Below are 15,067 nucleotides of genomic sequence, written 5' to 3' on the forward strand. Positions count from 1 at the left end.
TTAATGAAGGGGATTTCCACGCAAACAATCCAACGTTTTCCCCTTCATCAGCTCTATGAAGAGGATTTCCACGCAAACAATCCAACGTTTTCCCCTTCATCACCTCTATGAGGAGGATTTCCACGACACATGCACTCCCTTTTCCCCTTCATCGCCTCCATGAAGAGGATTCCCACGCAATTTATCCAAAGTTTTCCCTTTCATCGCCTTAATGAAGAGGATTTCTACGACACTCGCGCATCTTTTTCCTCTTCATCAATTTGTTCTTCCTCAAGCTAACTATACTATAAGATATGTATTCGAACTATGGACCTAGAAATTACAAGAATCTAAGACTTGAGACGTATTTTTATGGTTCTCAAAAATGTATTTGGGTCTTTTTCCTTTACTAGCCTAATTATGGTCATTTTTTCAAAATTATAGTAAATAATCTGGAAATTTTACATAGCATGTAGTATAGTACATTATATCACTAATGCACTAAGGTACATAATCACCTAAGGAGGTGTTTATATGAAGTTTAAACAGGATGGCACGAAGCCAATCTATGTGCAAATTTCAGAATGGATTGAAACAGAAATCTTAAGTGGAGCGATACCAGAGGATCACAAGGTGTTTTCTCAGTATCAGCTTGCAGAAATGTTCAATATTAATCCTGCTACTGCTGCAAAGGGACTCAACCTCCTTGCAGATGAAAACATTCTATATAAAAAGCGAGGCTTAGGCATGTTTGTAACACCGAACGCCAAACAATTTATTTTAGAGAAAAGGAAAAGTCAAACAATGAAAAATCTCATTTTCGAACTTGTAATGGAGTCGGAGCGATTAGGGGTCAATGAAGAAGAATTAGTCAATTTGATTAAGGCTGAAAAAGAACGGCAGAGGGGGAATCGTGATGAACGCAATTGAGTTTCAAAATGTATCTAAACTCTACGGAGGCTTTAAAGCATTTGATAATCTGGCTTTTACAATTGAGCCAAATACAATAACGGGGGTTATTGGTAGAAATGGAGCAGGAAAAACAACTCTTTTAAAAACGATCGCTGGTTTTTACCCAGTTTCTTCAGGAGAGGTTCGTGTTTTTTCGGAGGACCCGTTTAATAATTTAAAGATATCTTCCAATCTTATTTTTATTGATGATAATATGGCCTTCCCTCCTTGGCTGAATCTTACCGAACTATTAGATGCAAGTGCAAAGTTCTACCCTAATTGGGACGGTGAGTTGGCAAAACGGCTATTCGATTATTTCGATTTCAATCCAAAGCAGCTTCACCATCATCTTTCAAAAGGTATGAAAAGTACATTTAATATGATCATCGGTCTCTCGTCCCGCTGCCCAATTACAATCTTTGATGAACCTACAACAGGAATGGATGCGGCCATACGAAAGGATTTTTACAAGGCGTTATTAAAAGATTACATCGCATACCCTAGAACAATCCTCTTTTCTAGCCACCTGCTAAACGAGATTGATAGTATTTTGGAAAATGTTCTTCTCATACGGAACGGAAGTGTTGCGCTCCATGAATCAATTGATGATTTGAAGGAGTTTGCAGTTGGACTACGCGGAAAATCAACCGTCATTGAAAAAGTAACAAAAGGTATGGAGGTCATTTATGTAGAGGATTTCGGGAATGATTACACGTATTCCGTTGTAAAGGATGTTTACCCAGAAGCAACATGGCTGGAAGCGAAGAAACTCGGAATTGAGCTTACTCCGGTTGCAACTGAAGACCTTTGTGTATATCTCACCTCAAAGAATAAAGGGGGTATAAATGATGTATTTAACTAATGCTAGTTTACTTGATATCGTAAAAAAGCAGCTATTTTTTAAGGTAAAGGCTTATTATGGTACGTTTACAAGCCTTGCAACTGTCCAGGCGATTGCGCTTTTGTTTTCTTTTAATGGAGTTGGACAAATGGGGCTTGGTGGGAATGTATCGATATCCAGTTACTCCGGGAGCATGATTTTTGTTTTTACTGCCTTTTGGGCTGTTATTACTGCAATCACTCTATCCACAAAACCCTATTATTATATCGATTTTTCATTTGTAACAAACAGAATGAGTAGTCATCTTTCAACTATTGGAATGTTGGTCATTTATTCATTTATTGCCAGTATCACTTCCACTTTTGCTGGGATTCTTTTACGGGTAATCTTGTATTTCAATGGAAGCAATAAGATTATTGCGAACCATTTTTTCCTCCCATTCTCTGATATGCTAGTTGGCATATATATCGGTACATTATATCTGCTTTTGTTTGCAACACTTGGTTATCTCATCGGGATGTTTACGCAACTAAACAAACTTTTTGCCTTTGCGATTCCTGCCCTTGTAATTAGTTGGGCTATTTATGAAATACGATCATTTGACACGTTTACAGGGTTTACGTTTTTTGCACATGAGTCTTCTATCTTTGTATTTACACTCAAGATTGTTGTTACAGTCGCAGTTATGATGTGGATTGTAATAGCTGCAACGAATCGATTGGAGGTTCGAAAATAATGTCAGCAATCGGTACATTGATACTTCCTATCATTATTTTATTTATCCTTGCGATTATATTAATATCTGTATTTTTTGGTAAAAAGTTCAAAGGTGTAAAGAGTACAAAAATTTTACTAGGAACATATTTAATCATGTTAACAGCGTCTGTGATTGTTTATTATTGTATCCCTTCATCCAGCTTTGAAACAGCTGAAAATAGTACTCAAGATTTGACATATGAGCAAATAAATCAAGCGATTCAACAAGGTGAAATTGAAAATTTTGAAGCCATAAGAGAAAAAGAAAAATGGGAAATTCCATTTGATCAAGACGAACTTAATATTAAACCACTAGACAATCTAAACATGCAGACCGTTTTTGACCGTAACGAAAATGACGATAACATTATTGAAGTAATCTATTATGTAGCAAATACAAATTTCAACAGTTACGATTTTTATGAAGAAATTCCATCACCCACCGTTTCGATTGAAAATAACCATTTGCTAGTCATTTCTCCAATGGATTATTCGATTAAACTAAATAGCTTTCATAATGATTTTGTAATCTCGCAGTTTAAAGGTGGCGGCATTATGGATGAATTTGATAATAGGTTCAGCGATGATAAGCCACTAAATTATGATTTTCTTTTAATCAGAGTTCCGAAGAACCTCGAGTTAACAGGGAGCGAATTTGTTAACTTTCTCGGAGAATAAGTCCACAAAAAAGGAAGGGCTCTCCCTTCCTTTTTGTCAGGCATATTTTTGTTTACTCGGATCGTTCAATACGGTTGAATAGCTATAAAGCAGATTTTCAAAAATTACATCCCATTTTTGGGATAGTGCATATTTTCTTCCTTCCAAGCCCATTCGATTTCGCACCCTGTCATTTTCTAACAGTTGTTGAATGGTATTCATCATTTCAGTGGATTGACTAGGTTCACACAAATAACCTGTAATTCCTTCTTGAACAATATTCCTGACGCCTCCTGCATTCACCCCAACAACTGGTGTACCACTTGCCAGTGCTTCAAGTACGACATTTCCAAAGGTTTCAGAAGAAGACGGGAAGATAAACAAATCCGATGCAGCATACACCTCTGCCAATTCCTCACCCTTTAAAAAGCCTGTAAAAGTCATATTTGATGGCGCTACATCCTCCATTTTGCTGCGCGAAGGTCCATCGCCAACGATTACCCATTGAATCTGTTCGCTCCACTCTTTCGGTATAGACTTAGCCATTTCAACTAACAAATCTACATTTTTTTCCGGCGCTAATCTCCCCACATAAGTTAACATAAACTTTTTGGAAACCTGATATCTTTCTTGAACAATATTCTTATTATAGTAAGGATTGAATAATTCGCAATCAACCCCATGAGTCCATATTTCTATATCTGAAAACCCTTTGTCTTCAAGCTGATTTTTTGTCACAAGTGATGGAACATACAGCTTTTGAAATGGCCGATGAAACCATTTCATATAAGACCATAACGGATTGGATAAAAATTGCAAATCATAATATTGTAGGTAATAATCAAAATCTGTATGATAGGAGCCTACTAGCGGAATATTTAACTTCTTTGCATAATAACTTCCACACCAGCCAATATTGAAAGGTGTCGCTACATGTATGATATCGGGTGCAAATCGTTCTAACTCCGCACGAATTTTGTGCATATTTGGAAATGCAAGTCTGCACTCTGGATACAAGAAAAAGGACAAGCTTTTAAATCGGTGGATATGGCTAGATACATATTCCTTTGAGTCAGACATTGGAGCAAATACCTTAACTTCAATATCTTGTTCATTTAAGTAATCAGTGAACCTTTTTAATGTACGTGCAACACCGTTTACCTCTGGATAATAAGTATCTGTAAATATCGCGATTTTCATAAGATCCCCCTTAAGGTAGAATTGAATCAAATGCGCCTTGGCGTATTTGCGCCCAGATTTTTTCGAGCTTGCTCGAAAAACTTCCTTTGAAAATCTGTGGCATCCGCCGGAGGCATTAACTTTATTCAGCCGGAGTTAGAATCCCGACTGAGTTAAGTTTTCTCTTTTGCATTCATACCCCACTTATAAAAGTAGGGAATTACCGCTGAATAAAGTTAATTGATTAACCAAAGAAAAGCTAATAATCCCAGCTGTGGTTCCTAGAATTCCACCGACCATTACGTCAGAAGGATAATGTAACCCTAGGAAGATTCTTGACATCCCAACACAAATTCCGATTGGGAGAAGGACGATTGAAAGAGTTGGTATATATAAAATAAATGGAATAATAACTGAAAAAATAGCCGTTGTATGTCCAGAAGGAAAAGAGTGATCTGTTAATGCTTTTATAGGAAATTTTGATTTTTCCAAGATTAAATAGGGTCTTTTCCTAGGGTACAGTTTCTTTATGACCTGAACGGGTATATGACTAATGGCTAGGGAAAGTGCACTAGCCGTCGCCGTTAACCTTGACTGATTTGTTGTTAAAAAAGCTAATGCAAGACAAGTTACTATTGTAAAAGTAGCACCGCCTAGAAATGTGATTCTAGTAAAGAAAAAATGGAGCAGTTTTTTATCATAATGTTGGTTTACCTTTTGAAAAATTCGGCAATCCGCATTATAGATAGAAAGAAAAAGCTTCATGATTCAAATCTCCCCTTAGTTTTACAGCCTTTTTGTTAACGTATTGACCACTTTGGGTCTGCCAACCGAGACATATAACAGTGGATATTTCTGTACCTCTTCTAGTGAGTAGCAATTTCTTCCGTCAATCACTTTCGGTTCATTCATATATAAGCTGTATAGGTGTAAGGGATATTGTTTAATTTGCTCCCATTCTGTAGTAATGATTGCTAGGTCGGCCCCTTGAATTGCTCTTGAAATGTCATCCGTGTAGTCGATGGCATTTCCAAACATTTCTTTCGCATTTTTAATTGCGACAGGGTCATACGCCATGACACTAGCACCATTCATCAGTAATTCTTTTATAATTGTGAGTGAGGCTGCTTCCCGAATGTCATCAGTATCTGGTTTGAAAGAAAGACCTAAAACAGCAATTCTACTTCCCTTTACTGATTTCAAAATCTCTTTTGCCTTCGCAACAGGAAATGACTTTTGACGGTTGTTTACTCCAATAACAGCTTCGAGTAATTCAAAATGATGTCCCAAACTTCCTGAGGTATGCATTAGTGCTCTTGTATCTTTTGGAAAACAGGAACCTCCATAGCCAAGCCCCGCTTTTAAGAAATAAGATCCAATCCGTTGGTCCTTCCCAATTCCGTACGTCACATCATCAATATTTGCGCCTACCTTCTCACACATTCTAGCAATCTCATTTATGAAACTTATTTTTGTTGCAAGAAAGGCATTTGATGCATATTTAATCATTTCTGCACTGTTTATATCTGTTTTAACGATTGGTATTTTTAGAGGGAGATAGATTCTTTCGAGTACTGTTGCAACCTCATCGTTATCTGCTCCAATCACAATACGATCTCCATAGAAAAAATCAAAAACAGCGGATCCTTCACGAAGGAATTCTGGATTCGAAACGATCTCTACCTTAAGATTTGGAAGCTTTTTAGAATCAATGATTCGTTTCATTTTTTCATTTGTTCCCACAGGAACGGTGCTTTTTGTGCATATGATTACATCTTTCTCAATATGAACTGCGATTGTTTCCATAACATCATAGACATAAGTAAGATTTGCAGTACCATCCTCATTTTGTGGAGTACCGACTGCGATAAAAATAAGATCAGCCTGGGTGTAGGCGTAACGAGGATTTGTCGTAAAATAAAGCCTCCCTTCTATCAGGTTTTTCTGTAGAAGTGGCTCTAATTCTGGTTCATAGATGGGAGAATACCCTTCTTGCAGCTTTGCTATTTTGTCAGCTTGGATATCTATGCAAATGACTTCATGCCCAATTTCAGCTAAACAAACACTTGTAACTAGCCCCACATACCCTGCACCTGCAACCGTAATCTTCATCTAACCCCTCCATTAGCCTTTTACTTCATCTTATCGAAAAGTTGCGATTATTTAATTTAGCCAGGGTTAAGAAATTGTAAAGGTTTGGTGTAGGATCTAGGTATGAAAAAAAGGAAGGGGGAGCCCCCTTCCTTTTTGTTAACCAACCCTCTTTTCCCCCGCAAAGCGAGTACGTTGAATGTGAATGAGTCTTGCTGATAACCCGACACCGGCTGCAAGTAAGCCAAATGTCAAGCCAAGCCAGTAACCGGCAGCTCCTAAATCCGTGAAATGAGCGAGCCCCCAGCCAGCAGGTAAGCAGATGAGCCAATAGGCGATCAACGTCATTACGAATGCAATATTGACATCCTTGTATCCCCTAAGCGCAGCCTGTGCAGTTGCTTGAATGGCATCGGATACCTGGAAGAATAAAGCGTAAATTAGGAATTGAGCTGTTAATGTGATGACCGCTGTCTCTGTAGAATAAAGTCCCGCCACTTCAAAGCGGAAGACAATCACAAAGAGCCCAGTTATAAGCGCAATGATCATTGAAAGAGCGATCCCAAGCCAACTATAAATTTTCGCATCTTTAAAACGCTTCGCACCTACCTCAAATCCAACCAGAACGGTTAACGCCATTGAAATACTCACGGGAATCATATAGAGGAACGAAACAATATTCAGTGCAGATTGATAGGCTGCAACGGTTGTTACTGAAAATTTACTAATTAAAATCGTTACAACGGCAAACATACTTGTTTCAAAAAAAGTGGATAACCCCATCGGGATACCAATTTTTAAAATCTCCTTACTTTCTTTTATTGTAAAACCGCTAAGTCCCACAAATACTTTATAGGAAGAAAATGGGTCCTTTGTAATGACGATAAAAGCTGTTATCCCAACAATCACCCAATACGTAATGGAAGTCGCTAAACCAGCTCCCCCACCACCCAGTGCTGGAAAGCCCCAAGCACCAAAGATTAACACATAATTTAAGAATAGATTAATAGGTACAGATACCAATAAAACAAACATAACGACTCTTGTAATCCCTAATGCATAGATAAATGACCGCAGTACATTAAAGATGAACAACGGAATGATTCCAAAGCTCAATCCAACTAAGTAGTCATGTGCCGTCTGATGAACACTTTCTTGCAAATTCATTATAGATAACAATGGATTTAAAAAGAGAACCCCTGCAAGAATAACCACAAATCCAATAATGAAGCTTAAATAGATCCCACTTGAAACAACTGTCGATACTTCATTACTTTTCTTTTCACCAAATTTTTGCGCAGCAATAGGTGAGACTGCAAGCAAAATGGCACTTATCCCTGTAAAAATCGGATTCCAAATGGATGAACCGATCGCAACCCCGGCCAGATCAGAAGAATTAAATCTACCAGTCATAATTGTATTAAAAAATACCATGGAAAACATACTTAACTGTGTGATTAAAATGGGAATCAGCATAATAAAAATCAATTTTATTTTTTCTCGAATGGTGTTTGTTTCGTACATGATTTTTCTCCTTCAGCAAAATCGAACACATAACCATAATTATATTCCATCTCACATTGAAATGAATACATTTTTACTTTGTCTTTACATTGTTTTCATATTTTAATTGCCAATTTTCTGTTATATTGTAAGTAGATTAGAAGACTTTCGTAGGATGGAGGTCCATATGTCACGACTCACAGAATATTTACTGGTCATCTCATTTGACTGCTTATCATCACTTGATTTTCCAATTATTAAAGAGCTTCCCAATTTTAAGAAACTACTAGAGCATGCATCGTTTTGCAGGAATGTTGAAACCATCTATCCTTCTGTAACCTATCCATGCCATGCAACAATAGTGACTGGGAGATATCCAAAAAATCATGGAATCGTGAATAACACATTTCTTCAGCCTGGTCGCCTATCGCCAGATTGGTATTGGCACAGACAACATGTGAAAGGAACGACCCTTTACGATGAAGCTAAAAAGGCTGGGATGAAGACTGCTGCCCTTTTATGGCCCGTTACTGCAAAGGCAAAAATCGATTACAATATGCCAGAGATTTTTGCAAATCGTCCTTGGCATAATCAAATCTTTGTTTCTTTATTTAATGGCAGTCCGCTATATCAATTAGACATGAATCGGAAGTTTGGACATCTTCGTAATGGGCTTAATCAACCTGAGCTCGATGATTTCGTACTTGAGTCAACCGTTGAAACCATTAAAACGAGAAAGCCGAATCTAATGCTTGTCCATTTTGTCGACTTGGATTCACAACGCCATTATCATGGATTTTCATCTGATGAAGCAATGGCAGCCCTTCGACGCCATGATGAAAGACTAGGCAGGATCATGAATGCACTAAAAGAAAGTGGAATCTATGAAAAAACAACAATCATTGCATTAGGTGACCATAGTGCATTGGATGAATCCAGGGCGGTTAAGCTGAATGTTTTATTTAGGAAGTCAGGGCTTATTACTGTAAACACAGATGGTAAAGTAATAGATTGGAAGGCATACTGCAAAAGCTGTGATGGCTCTGCATATATTTATCTTAAAGAGAAAAACGATACAAACACAAAAGAACAGATTAGAACCCTTTTAACAGAGCTAATTGAACATGAGGACAACGGAATCGAACGAATTCTTTCAAGTAGTGAAGCGAAGGAAAAAGGGGCAGATGACAATGCTGCGTTCATGATTGAAGCACGGCTTGGCTACTATTTCAAGGAGCAGCTAGATGGTGAGTATATCGATGAAATTCAAGTTGAAGATGTACGCGAAAAACGCTATACCTTCGCAAGCCATGGCTACTCACCGGAAAAGGAGAACTACACAACCGTCCTCATTGCCTCCGGAAAAGGAATTCGTCCAAACATCGAAATACCAGCAATGCATCTAGTAGACGAAGGGCCAACATTTGCCAGACTATTAGGCCTAGATTTAGGAAAAACAGACGGTCGTGTGATTGAGGAACTATTAGCGGACCATGGTGCGGACCATGGGGACGGTTCTCCTGGTTCCTTATAAATTGTTTATAGGTGACCTGAGAGTAGGACACTTTAAGTGGGACCACAAGAACCGTCCCTCTGGTTTCACAAAACATTTGATTAAATTTAAAGGGGGTTATGGGATGAGGTCGTTTACGAAAGAGGAATCGAGTTGGATGTATTATGATTGGGCCAATTCTGCTTATTCAATTATTATTACAACGGCTGTTTTTCCGATTTTTTACAAGGCTGCTGCAACAAATGCTGGTGTGAATGCTGCAGATTCGACAGCATATCTCGGCTATACAATCGCCATTTTTACCTTTATCTTAGCGATGATTGGACCCATTTTAGGAACAATCGCAGATTATCAAGGCTACAAAAAGAAATTTTTCACTTTCTTCTTTGCATTAGGCGTTTCGGCAACGGCCTTATTAGCTTTTGTACCGAGTGATAATTGGTTGCTCTTATTAATTGTTTATACGTTTGCTGCCTTAGGTTCAACAGGGGCCAATGTTTTCTATGATGCCTTTCTAGTTGACGTCACAACCGAAGATAAAATGGACCGTGTTTCTGCACGTGGATATGGGTTAGGCTATATCGGTAGTACCATTCCGTTTTTACTTGCAATCGCCATTATCCTTCTTGCACAAAAAGAAATTCTACCGATTTCAGCAACGGTTGCTAGCAAAATAGCATTTATCATTACAGCCGTTTGGTGGGGCCTTTTTTCCATCCCATTATTTAAAAATGTGCATCAACGCTATTACATTGAACGAGAACCTAATCCGATCGCCAGTAGTTTCAAACGACTTGGAACAACCTTTAAGGAAATCAAAAAATACCGAGCTGTGTTTTTGTTCTTAGTTGCTTACTTCTTTTATATCGACGGGGTTGGTACAGTTATTTCCATGTCAACAGCATATGGAACAGACCTTGGAATCAGTGCTACAAATTTATTAATTGTGTTATTTGTGACTCAGGTCGTGGCTGCACCTTTCGCGGTCCTTTACGGTCGATTGGCACAAAAATTCACAGGTAAAAAGATGTTGTATGTCGGCATTTTCGTTTATATCATTGTCTGTGTGTATGCCTTTTTCTTAAAAACGACTCTTGATTTCTGGATCCTCGCCATGCTTGTTGCCACTTCACAGGGAGGAATTCAGGCATTAAGCCGCTCTTATTTTGCAAAGCTTGTCCCTAAACAAAAGGCAAATGAGTTTTTTGGGTTTTATAATATCTTTGGAAAGTTCGCATCCATTATGGGTCCGTTACTAGTCGGGGTAACCGCTCAAATGACAGGTCATTCCAATATGGGTGTTTTCAGCTTAGTTATCCTCTTTATTATTGGTTTTATCGTGTTAACACGAGTTCCGGAACCTAGTGAGGTTAAGTAAAGCAAATCCTCATTCTCAATGTTATAATGAAAAAAACATGAGAAATGGGGATAAATAATGGATAAGAAAGAACTTGAATACAAAATTCGGGAGCTAAAATTAGACTATGTACGCCTTCAAAATGATTTAGAAAAGTTAGATTCTGTGAATGGCAATATCTCTCCATTGGAACGTCAAATAGCTGAAATTGAGGATGAGATTAGCACCCTTTCTAGAAAATTGCGCGAATTGTAAAAGGAGTTGCAACCAAGTGGTTGCAACCCTTTTTTATATAAACGTAATGGTTCTTGCAATTGGATTCAGATGGGCTTCATCCGCCCATAAAATGAAGTAATTATAGGTTGAACCTTCAATTTGAACAGGGGTAGGATATCTGACAATTGCAGCTGCCTGACGGTTCATTTCAGGTGGTTGGTCTGAAGATGGATAGATCAGACAAGCCTCTTGTCCACGAATTCTAGTGTGAAAAATGCGAGGTGATGAACCATATGGCATTAATTGGTGGAATGCTTCTCCCCTACAGACTTCATGAATATCGTCCCCACCACTGATTGCTGAAATTTGAAAGAAACCATCAGCTCCCTCATATCTCTCCGTATCTACCTGCTGCCAGTGTGATGGATATTGGAAACGAACTCTATACGTTTCATTTGTATAGACCCCGCCTGTAGGAAGAAAAATCCCTGAAGACCAGCTTAGATTTACAATTTGAGGTTCCCTCGTAAGAATGACAGGATTTGGATTTTGTATGGCTACCAACCACATTTCAGTTGCAAATTCTTGTTCTGAGCAACCTGATAAATAAGCAATAGCTCGGGAATCTTGAGACCATGTAACCGGTGTTGCAAAACAAGAAGATGTTGTAAGAATTCGTTCATTGTCTCCGCGTTTTCCAACTATACGAATTTGATTATAATAACCTGTACCTTCCCTATAAGCAGTCGCACTAAATGCGATCATCTGAGAGTTCGGAGACCATGTTGGATAATAATTTTTTGCTTGTTCTCCACCCTGAATTTCGTACACTTCACCTGATGTCACATCCACTGTACGGATAAGTGAAATACTAACTCCTGGTGTTGTATAAAGGACAAATGTTCCGTCTGGTGAGAGGGAAACTTCATTTAATGGACCTTCTGTATTAATTGTAATTTGCCTCCTCCCAGATCCATTTGTCGCAATTCGGAATAGTTGCTGATTACCTGAAGAGTCTAGTCCTTGAAACAATAGCTCTCGCCCGCTTGGAAACCACTGTGCATCTGAAGCTCCTGGTTCTGAAATACTTGTTGCACGATGGGTCAAAACATCATACATCATAATGTTGTTTCGCGTTGTATAGGCTAGAATCCGATGATTTGGAGCCCAATCAAGTGTAATGTCCTCATCAGGATCAATTTGGTCAATAGCTGCTATTTTGCCAGTTGAAAGATTAATCACATACACGATCCGATTTTTTCCTACAAAAGCGATTTTTCGATTATCACCTGACCAAATAGGCTTTGTAAAGGAATCGGCTAATCCGTTTGTAAGCTGTACCCGATTTCCACTTTGAACATGAAAAAGCCATATATCATATTGCCCTACACGACCTGCAGTATAAGCGATAATTCCAGTTGGTCGTACTCTGTAATTTACAGACAAAAGACAAACCTCCTATCTATAGATGTCTTTTGCCTATTTTATTCATACAGCTTAAATAGGTTCATCTTTACTACTTTTCGTCTATATATTATTTACGCACATTACACGAGAATAGTTTGTCCTCTCCAGCCATAGAGTTATAGAAAAGGAGGAGAGTAAAATGAATCAAACATTTTCTACTATGAAACTAATACGCTATGTAGTAGCATTTGTATTTATTACATCTGGGACAATGAAGCTTCTTAGCAGTGAACTAAGCTCCATCTTTCTAAATCTACCATTACCTGCACCGGAACTTATCATGTATGTTGTCGCTATTCTTGAAATCGTTTGTGGGATCCTTCTTGCCCTCAATAAGGAAGTTAAAAAAGCAACGATTCCATTACTTGTCATAATCCTTGCAGCAATCCTTTTAGTTAAAATTCCCATCCTACATACAGGCTTTCTACAATTTGCCTTTGCTGTAAGACTTGATATTGTATTACTGGCATTATTATACATTCTTTATAAATCACACCATAAATAATTACGAAATTATCCTTGAGTGGAAATATTAAACAGATTGCAAACGCAATCTGTTTATTTTTTTAATATAATGATTCCAAAAAGCCTTTTCAATTAATATAAGATTTAAAACCTTATAAAGTATTGACCCAACTCAGAATTTTCTTATGTTTGACATAGTGAAACAATTTCAATTATTATACCAATATACTATTTTGGAGGTTATGTTATGTCAGGCTATAATAGACAGAAAATTGTGGACAGTGTTCCTCAAAAGGGATTCTTCGGACATCCTAAAGGACTATTCACTCTTTTCTTCACGGAATTCTGGGAGCGATTCTCATATTATGGTATGAGAGCCATTCTATTATTCTATATGTATTATGAGGTATCTGATGGAGGCCTTGGACTTGATCAACATACAGCTATGGCGATTATGTCTATTTATGGGTCACTTGTTTATATGTCAGGGGTTATCGGTGGATGGTTAGCAGACCGAATCTTTGGTACTTCTAAAGCGGTATTTTATGGTGGAATTTTAATCATGCTAGGTCATATTGCTCTTGCGATTCCTGGTACCATCTCACTATTCTTTGTGTCAATGGTTCTGATTGTCCTTGGTACAGGTTTACTAAAACCTAACGTTTCGAGTGTTGTTGGGGAAATTTATAGTGAAAAAGATACACGTCGTGATGCAGGATTTAGTATCTTCTATATGAGTATTAACCTCGGTGGATTCATTGCTCCACTTATCGTAGGTGAAGTTGGATTAAAGCATAATTTCCATTGGGGCTTCGCAATTGCTGCAATCGGGATGTTCTTCGGATTACTATTCTTTGTTTTCACAAAGAAAAAGAATCTTGGTCTTGCAGGCACAATTGTTCCAAATCCACTTGCACCGAATGAAAAGAAAAAAGTGTATACACAGATTTCTGTTGGTATAATTGTAGTTGCGATTTTAATTGCAGTTGGAATTCCAGCAGGTTTCCTAACATTTGATTCATTTATCGCACTTATTGGTATATTAGGTTTCTTAATTCCTACAATTTATTTTGTTACGATGTATCGTAGTTCAAAAACATCAGATGTTGAGCGTTCAAGAGTTTTAGCGTATATTCCTTTATTCTTAGCTGCCGTTATGTTCTGGTCAATTCAAGAACAAGGAGCAACGATTCTTGCCAATTATGCAGATACACGTACACAGTTACAATTTGCTGGTTTTGATATTTCACCTGCTTGGTTCCAATCGTTAAACCCATTATTTATTATTATGTTTGCGCCTGTATTTGCATGGCTATGGGTAAAGCTTGGAGATCGCCAACCTTCTGTTCCGAAAAAATTCTCATTAGGTTTGCTTTTTGCTGGTCTTTCTTTCCTTGTGATTCTATTACCAGCATATTTGGGTGGAACAGATGCATTAGTTAATCCACTTTGGTTAGTGCTAAGTTATTTCATTGTTGTTATTGGGGAATTATTAATTTCACCTGTCGGACTTTCCGCTACAACAAAATTAGCTCCTGCAGCGTTTACTGCTCAGATGATGAGTTTATGGATGCTTTCAAACGCTGCTGCACAAGCACTTAACGCACAACTTGTTAAATTCTATACACCTGAAACAGAAATGACTTATTTTGGAATAATTGGTGGGGCATCTATCGTTTTAGGTATTATCCTATTATTCGTATCACCTAAAATTCAAAAGTTCATGAAGGGTGTAAACTAATAATTAGTTCTGACTAATTAAAAAATAAAGCGATATATTAAGTAGCGTGAGAGTTAACTCACGCTACTTTTTTTATTAATGAAGAATACTCTATTACGAGGCTAACCTCAAGTAGTATTGTACGAATTGCAATTTCTAATTGGACTCACTTTTTCTTTTTTTATTTCATGCGTCAGAATCACACCTGTTTTCTGACTCACTCTTTGCCTTTTCTGGTTCACGCTGTCAGAATCAACCTTGGTTTCCGACTCGCTCCCTGCCTTTTCCCCCTCATACTGTCAGAATCACACCTGGTTTCTGACTCACTCTTTGTTTTTTCCTCTCGCGCTGTCAGAATCAACCCCGTTTTCT

At 37.9% G+C, this 15,067-nt stretch carries 14 protein-coding genes; 9 read left to right on the forward strand and 5 right to left on the reverse strand.

What is annotated here, in order from left to right:
• The first annotated feature begins 513 nt into the window (after positions 1-513).
• The 4 genes from CKJ95_RS07765 to CKJ95_RS07780 are packed head-to-tail and all read left to right on the forward strand — an operon-like array spanning position 514 to position 3,205.
• Positions 514-909, forward strand: coding sequence for a GntR family transcriptional regulator (locus CKJ95_RS07765; RefSeq protein ID WP_099352840.1), 396 nt, complete (start codon positions 514-516; stop codon positions 907-909).
• Positions 896-1,792 (forward strand): ABC transporter ATP-binding protein, encoded by an 897-nt coding sequence (locus CKJ95_RS07770; protein WP_099352841.1) that lies wholly within the window; start codon positions 896-898, stop codon positions 1,790-1,792. Before CKJ95_RS07765 ends, CKJ95_RS07770 begins: the two co-directional genes overlap by 14 nt.
• Positions 1,779-2,507, forward strand: coding sequence for a hypothetical protein (locus CKJ95_RS07775; RefSeq protein ID WP_099352842.1), 729 nt, complete (start codon positions 1,779-1,781; stop codon positions 2,505-2,507). The genes CKJ95_RS07770 and CKJ95_RS07775 overlap by 14 nt, the downstream gene beginning before the upstream one ends.
• A complete protein-coding gene (locus CKJ95_RS07780; RefSeq protein WP_099352843.1) occupies positions 2,507-3,205 on the forward strand; it encodes a hypothetical protein in 699 nt (232 codons plus the stop codon). Before CKJ95_RS07775 ends, CKJ95_RS07780 begins: the two co-directional genes overlap by 1 nt.
• A gap of 36 nt (positions 3,206-3,241) precedes the next feature.
• On the opposite strand, the gene CKJ95_RS07785 is transcribed toward CKJ95_RS07780, so the two are convergent.
• The 4 genes from CKJ95_RS07785 to CKJ95_RS07800 form a co-directional block, all read right to left on the reverse strand.
• Positions 3,242-4,384 carry a glycosyltransferase family 4 protein gene (locus tag CKJ95_RS07785; protein WP_099352844.1) on the reverse strand — a complete coding sequence of 381 codons (1,143 nt, stop codon included), beginning with the start codon at positions 4,382-4,384 and terminating at the stop codon, positions 3,242-3,244.
• Between the two features lie 183 nt (positions 4,385-4,567).
• Positions 4,568-5,128 carry a phosphatase PAP2 family protein gene (locus tag CKJ95_RS07790; RefSeq protein ID WP_099352845.1) on the reverse strand — a complete coding sequence of 187 codons (561 nt, stop codon included), beginning with the start codon at positions 5,126-5,128 and terminating at the stop codon, positions 4,568-4,570.
• A gap of 21 nt (positions 5,129-5,149) precedes the next feature.
• Entirely contained in the window at positions 5,150-6,475 is a 1,326-nt protein-coding gene (locus tag CKJ95_RS07795) for a UDP-glucose dehydrogenase family protein (RefSeq protein WP_099352846.1), read from the reverse strand.
• Between the two features lie 138 nt (positions 6,476-6,613).
• Complete coding sequence (locus CKJ95_RS07800; protein ID WP_099352847.1) at positions 6,614-7,978, reverse strand: MATE family efflux transporter; 1,365 nt, start codon at positions 7,976-7,978, stop codon at positions 6,614-6,616.
• Positions 7,979-8,144: 166 nt separating this feature from the next.
• Between CKJ95_RS07800 and CKJ95_RS07805 the strand changes: the two genes are divergently transcribed.
• The 3 genes from CKJ95_RS07805 to CKJ95_RS23305 all read left to right on the forward strand — a co-directional run bounded on the left by CKJ95_RS07805 (position 8,145) and on the right by CKJ95_RS23305 (position 11,082).
• Positions 8,145-9,491: an alkaline phosphatase family protein gene (locus CKJ95_RS07805; protein WP_099352848.1), complete on the forward strand. Its 1,347-nt coding sequence runs from the start codon at positions 8,145-8,147 to the stop codon at positions 9,489-9,491.
• A 103-nt stretch (positions 9,492-9,594) separates the two neighbouring features.
• Positions 9,595-10,848, forward strand: coding sequence for an MFS transporter (locus CKJ95_RS07810; RefSeq protein ID WP_099352849.1), 1,254 nt, complete (start codon positions 9,595-9,597; stop codon positions 10,846-10,848).
• A gap of 57 nt (positions 10,849-10,905) precedes the next feature.
• Positions 10,906-11,082, forward strand: a complete 177-nt coding sequence (locus CKJ95_RS23305; RefSeq protein ID WP_180271311.1) for an SE1832 family protein — start codon at positions 10,906-10,908, stop codon at positions 11,080-11,082.
• Positions 11,083-11,115: 33 nt separating this feature from the next.
• Here the strand turns inward: CKJ95_RS23305 and CKJ95_RS07815 are convergent, their stop codons facing one another.
• The gene (locus CKJ95_RS07815) at positions 11,116-12,489 is read right to left on the reverse strand and encodes a TolB family protein (RefSeq protein ID WP_099352850.1); all 1,374 of its coding nucleotides are present in this window, start codon (positions 12,487-12,489) and stop codon (positions 11,116-11,118) included.
• A gap of 160 nt (positions 12,490-12,649) precedes the next feature.
• Here CKJ95_RS07815 and CKJ95_RS07820 point away from each other — a divergent pair, with 160 nt between their 5' ends.
• Entirely contained in the window at positions 12,650-13,015 is a 366-nt protein-coding gene (locus tag CKJ95_RS07820) for a DoxX family protein (RefSeq protein WP_099352851.1), read from the forward strand.
• Between the two features lie 207 nt (positions 13,016-13,222).
• Positions 13,223-14,716: a peptide MFS transporter gene (locus tag CKJ95_RS07825; protein WP_099352852.1), complete on the forward strand. Its 1,494-nt coding sequence runs from the start codon at positions 13,223-13,225 to the stop codon at positions 14,714-14,716.
• Positions 14,717-15,067: the final 351 nt, after the last annotated feature.

Origin of the sequence: Fredinandcohnia onubensis (assembly GCF_002734285.1) — a bacterium.
GTDB classification, from domain to species: Bacteria; Bacillota; Bacilli; order Bacillales; family Bacillaceae_L; genus Ferdinandcohnia; species Ferdinandcohnia onubensis_A.